The sequence below is a fragment of the Flavobacterium psychraerolatum genome, assembly GCF_025960985.1.
Taxonomy (GTDB): domain Bacteria; phylum Bacteroidota; class Bacteroidia; order Flavobacteriales; family Flavobacteriaceae; genus Flavobacterium.
The window spans coordinates 1-5,555 of record NZ_JAOQMX010000080.1; the positions used below are offsets into that span (position 1 = coordinate 1).

General features: G+C 32.5%; 4 protein-coding genes. All 4 read right to left on the reverse strand.

All coding sequences use genetic code 11. The annotated features are described in order from the left end of the window. Positions 1–102: 102 nt before the first annotated feature. Complete coding sequence (locus M2326_RS17280) at positions 103–1,686, reverse strand: MFS transporter (RefSeq protein ID WP_264620796.1); 1,584 nt, start codon at positions 1,684–1,686, stop codon at positions 103–105. A 4-nt stretch (positions 1,687–1,690) separates the two neighbouring features. After that, on the reverse strand, positions 1,691–2,734 hold the full coding sequence (locus M2326_RS17285) for an HlyD family secretion protein (RefSeq protein WP_264620797.1): 1,044 nt from the start codon (positions 2,732–2,734) through the stop codon (positions 1,691–1,693). 20 nt (positions 2,735–2,754) lie between these two features. Then, positions 2,755–4,005: a TolC family protein gene (locus M2326_RS17290; RefSeq protein WP_264620798.1), complete on the reverse strand. Its 1,251-nt coding sequence runs from the start codon at positions 4,003–4,005 to the stop codon at positions 2,755–2,757. Between the two features lie 227 nt (positions 4,006–4,232). After that, entirely contained in the window at positions 4,233–5,054 is an 822-nt protein-coding gene (locus M2326_RS17295) for a helix-turn-helix domain-containing protein (RefSeq protein WP_264620799.1), read from the reverse strand. Positions 5,055–5,555 lie beyond the last annotated feature (501 nt).

Genomic DNA, 5,555 nt, shown 5'->3' on the forward strand with positions numbered 1-5,555 from the left:
AAGAGGTTATAGAAATTCAGGAAATTTCATAAAAATGGTGTATTATTTAGGAAATGCCTAAAAATGCAATTCCACTATTTTAAGCGAAGAGCCAAGAAAATATTAACTAATCCAAACTCTAGTTTTAAACAGATTAAAAGTATGTTTCAAATGTTGATTTAAACCAATAAAGACAATCAAGATCAATAAACAATAACCGACAACTGTAAATATTTCCATATTTGACAACAGAGTGGCTTGCTTGGATACAGATCCAAAAATCTTTTTTAAAGCTAATGTATGGGCATCATCTACAGAATAACCTTTTGAAATAAAACCCTGTGATAATGCCGCAATAGTTTCTTGGGTCTTGTTACTTTCTGGAGTTACATATTGACTCCATTTTAAAAAATGTTTTTTATTCAAAAAAGTAATAGCATTTTGCATAATACAAAAACCAATTGTACTCCCCCAAAATCTACCTGCAACTCCAACGATACCCGATGAAACAGCCATCTTATTCGGTACTGAAGAAGTCGTGAATAAAATCAAAGGAACAAACAATAGACCAACCCCAATCCCTTGTAAAACATAAGGTATCCAAATATCAGACAAGGCCACATCGGGTACAAAAAGAAACGTAAACCAAAAATGAAATACCGCTAAAAGTGAAAACCCAATCATAAAAATATATTTGGCAGAAATAGCTTTAGCTAAGAAAAAAGCAGATAAAGCAAGTCCTATAACATTTCCAAATCCATTAATATATTGTACTCCTGCCACACGCGATGGATCCCAATTCCAAATAGAAAACATAGCCGAATGGCAAAGTCCTAATGTCGCTCTACTGATATAAAAAAGAAAAAATAATAAAAATCCGATTCGAAGATTCGCATATTTCCAAACATCAAAATTGAAGCTAGGACGCTTTACAGATAATTCTTTAAACATAAACAAACCACCTGTTATCATACAAACAATCAAAGCAGTTACCAATTGTGACGAATCAAACCAATATTTCTTTTCTGCATAAACAAAAAAATAAGCACCTGATAAGATGGAAGTAAGTACCAAAAAATAACTCGTCCAATTGATTTGATATAAAGGAATTTTTTTAGTGATTCTATGTCCCTTAAAAGTTAGCATTATCAAGAAAACGTTCAAAACATGCAGCATCCCCGAAACATACAACATATACTTCCAATCATAATGATCCAAAAACCAAACGGCAATATTCATAATAAACGGAGTTGCTAAAAGCAACGATCCATAGTAGAAAGTGAATCCAATAATTATAGCATTTTTAGACTCAAACCGTTCTATTAACAACTGTCGAATAGTAATTACGGGCAAGGCCATTAAAATTCCCTCGAAAATTCGTAGAAAAAGAAAAAAGAAAAAATTCGAAACATAAGCTGAGAAAACAATAGTCAAAGCTAACAAAGAAAATACAGCCATTAGGTAATTCTTGGTCGGAAAAAAACTTGAAAATCGACTCTCTATCAATATAGTAGCCAGCAAAGTACCATAGGTAACTGACATCGCAAACTGTAAATCTTCGGCTTCAATATCCAAAAAACTAGCAGCATAGGTAACATTCGAACTGTATACACCCAGCAAAATCATGGAATGTAACAAACAAATGAATAAAATTGAAATTGCAGCCCAATTGGGAACCCATGATTTAAAAATACCTTGATTATCCATCCTTTTAATGTTCGGCCTTAACCGTAATATTCATACCTGCCCTCAGAAATTTTATGGCTGCCATATCCTCATCAATTTTAATTTTCACAGGAATACGTTGTTCAATCTTAACAAAATTACCAGTAGCATTGTCTGGAGGAAGCAATGAAAAACGAGCACCACTAGCAGGAGACAGCGAACTAATCACACCCTTAAACGTTCTACTCTTATCAGCATCTGCAATGATTTTCACTTCTTGACCAACTTTTAAATACTGTAATTGGGTTTCTTTAAAATTAGCCGTTATCCATTTCTCTTTACTCACAATAGAAACTAACGTTTGCCCCTCTTTAATCAATTGACCAGGTTGGGTTGTTCTTTTCCCAACCCAGCCATCATAAGGTGCAGTAATTACAGTATAGGACAAAAATAATTTTGCATTATCAACTAATGCTTCTTTTGAAGCTATTATGCTATGCGTAGATGGTACATTTGCGGCGGCTTGAGAACTACCTAAATCTACCAAATGGATTCGGTTTTTCATTTCCTGTAACTGTGCTATTGCAACCTGATAGTCTGCTTTTACCTTTTCTAGCTGTTGTTCTGTTGCAGCATCCTCATTTACCAAAGATTGATACCGATCAAGTTCCAATTTTGATTTCCAAACTGTGGTCTTTATAGCGAGAAGTTGAGCTTCAGTGATAGCCAAATTTCCTTTGCTAGTACGTACATTTTTCATAGCAACAACGGTATTCTCACGTGCATTTTGAAGTTCGGCCAAACTAAGATCATATTTTGCTTCATATTCACGATTATCAAAAATAACCAACGTATCTCCTTTGTGAACAAATTGATTTTCTTCAAAATATACTTTTGAAACATAACCAGTAATACGAGACATTATTGGTGTTACATATTGCTCTACCTGGGCATCATTTGTATCCTCATGTGTAGAATCATATATATAAAACCAAATCCCCATACATATCCCACCTACAACCAATATTCCTGCAATCAACCTAACAAAAACGTGGAAGAATACATTTGCTTTTTTTTTCTTTTCGTCCATAATTAACTAAAATGTATTTTTTATTTATTTTCAAATTCTGCACCCAAAGCACCAGCCGTATGTAGCATCTCATAATATTTAACCATCGCATCAATTCGGTTAGATATCTTATTATACTTTGCCAATAGTAACTCATTATCTGCATCAATCATCTCGGTACTTAAAACCAACTGATTTATATATTTTACCTTAACAATTCGGTAATTTTCATTGGCTAGTACTAATGCTTTATCAACAACATTCGATTTATCTAAAATCTCTTGATATTCTACGTGATTTTTAAACAATTCATCACCTACTCTTTCCTTTAAGATTTGAGTATTCATTTTTTGCAAAGACACTTCTTTCTCTGCAATATGAACTTTATTTGTATTCTTAAATAAACTAGAAAGATTATAATTTAGTTCAATTCCAACCTGTCCAATACTATACAAATAAGGATCTGGAGGAAAAAACATAAAATTGGGAAATCTCAAATTATAATTGGCAAAAAAGTATATACTTGGATAATAATTAGAACGGGTATTTTTTAATTCTAATTTTTTTATTGTAGAAAATTTATCCGACATTCTAATGTCTTCGTTGTATAACGCTCTAGCATAATACGTAGCATAAGGATCTTTTACTTTTAAATCAAAATTAATTGCTGTTGTATCAATAGAAAATTCCATTTCTTCAGGTAATTGCAAAAGAGTTTTAAAATTATGCATGGCTATTTTAATATTATTGGAATTTGTCATAACATTCAACTCACGGTCAGACAATAATAATTCAGCGCGAATAACTTCATTTTTGGTTACTGTACCATGACTTTGAAAAGAGCGAATCTCCTTTAAACGAGTTTTAGCCTCACTAATGTTTTCTAAAAAAATACTATGAAGTTTTAGCATTTTATAAATACCATAATAAGTCGAAATGACGTCTAGTTGTATATCGCTCTCAACCTGTTCTTTTACTACTGCTGCAATTTCAGTTGAAATTTTAGCAATTTGAATATCATTTTTGATCTTACCTCCAATATAAATTGGTGATTTGATTACTGTACTCAAAGAATAGATTTCAGGTTTAAGATGTCTTATGGCTCTATCACTTAAAAATGGTCCTTTAAATTCAGTCAAACTAGTTGTTCTAGAATAAATTCCATTAATGGCTACATCAGGTAAACGTTGCTTTTTAACATCTTTAACGAATTCCTCCTTAATACCAATTTCTAAATCAGATTTAACAATAGAACGATTCTGCTTACTGGCCAATTGTAAAGCGTCAAGCAAAGAAATTTTTTTAATCTCTTGGGCGTTAACAACTGGCGATATAAATAGAAATAAAAGGGAACAAGAAATAAAGCATTTTAGCCTATAGCGAAAAACTAATATTGAAAACATCATGATTTAAATTATAATCATGCAAAGGTCTAACATTAATTCAATGACACATAATGATTAAAAGACAAATAAATATTCATTTCAGCCAATTTAAAAAAGAAAATGAAATAGAATATTTAGAAGTTATCCAAAACATTTTCACCATTTAAATAATCCGATGGTCTTTGTCCTAAAACAGAGTAGAAGGTATTACTGAAAGTGGGAACGCTGTTATACCCAACTTCTTCAGCTATTTCCTTTACAGTCAATCTTTTTTCCGATAACAATTCAATTGATTTCAAAATACGTTTCATTTTGTAATATTGAATAAATGACATTCCAATATCTTTTTGAAACAAACGCAACAATGAACGTTCACTAAAACCAAACATAGATGCCAAAACTGGAAACATTAAAGATTCACCTATATGTTGATCAATATAATCAACTACAGATAAAAGACGATAATCCTTCGGAACCGGAAGTTCTAAAGGAAGCTTATTGAAACAAATTTGAGGAAGAATTGCTTTTATTGCATTAGCAATTGAATAATTAGGAGAACCAACATCCAAATCACCATTCCAACGATTCGTAAATAGCATCATTTGTAATAAAAGGTCATTAAGCGGATAAATTCCTTCCTTACTGTAAAATATATCTTCACCAATCATTACCGGAAAATATAAATTTCGTATCATCACATTTTCAGATTTAGGATGAATACTATGCTCAACTCCCGCTGGTAACCAAAAAAAATGCCGTGCAGGTAGAAAATACGATTTAGCAGCTGTAGTCACAAAAACAACATCACCTTCCGTATATAGCATTTGAGCTTTTTGATGTTTATGAATTGGAACAAAAAGTTCACCCATCAAATCATGATGGCAATAAATACTGGTTGGTTCTGCATCCACCTTCGTTATATAGTACTTATCAATATTAGGTATAGAATCTTCCATAAAATACAAAGTTAAAACAAAATCCCCCTTTTTAATCTAATAATTTAAATTATTCGTCGTACCTACTTTTTGGGGCATGCCACTACTTCCACTACGTTACAGTAGCGTCGGGCTATACGTTACAATCTTTTTTGAGGCTAAAAAAAGCCTCAAAAAAGGATTTTCACTTCTATCCCTCATGCAAAAAATCAGTATTGATAATATATATATATAAACAAAAAAAACAGATTCGTTAGAATCAGGATTTTCAAAAGGAAGGCGAAAAACCCACCCCCGTGGTAGGGAACAAGGAGTTCCTGTAAAAAAAAAGACCCCAAACCTTTTTAGGTTGAGGGTCAATAAAAAAAGGGTAAAACCCCCGATAGCTATCGGGAGGGCTCCCACAATACTTCATTATTTTATAAACAAAAAACCCTGATTCGGATGAATCAGGGTTCTCTAAAGAAAGGCGACGACATACTCTCCCACATAACTGCAGTACCATCTGCGCAGGCGGGCTTA

Coding starts and splice junctions, on each gene's coding strand:
- M2326_RS17280 (WP_264620796.1), bottom strand. CDS start 1,686: ATGGATAATCAAGGTATTTTTAAATCATGGGTTCCCAATTGGGCTGCA.
- M2326_RS17285 (WP_264620797.1), bottom strand. CDS start 2,734: ATGGACGAAAAGAAAAAAAAAGCAAATGTATTCTTCCACGTTTTTGTT.
- M2326_RS17295 (WP_264620799.1), bottom strand. CDS start 5,054: ATGGAAGATTCTATACCTAATATTGATAAGTACTATATAACGAAGGTG.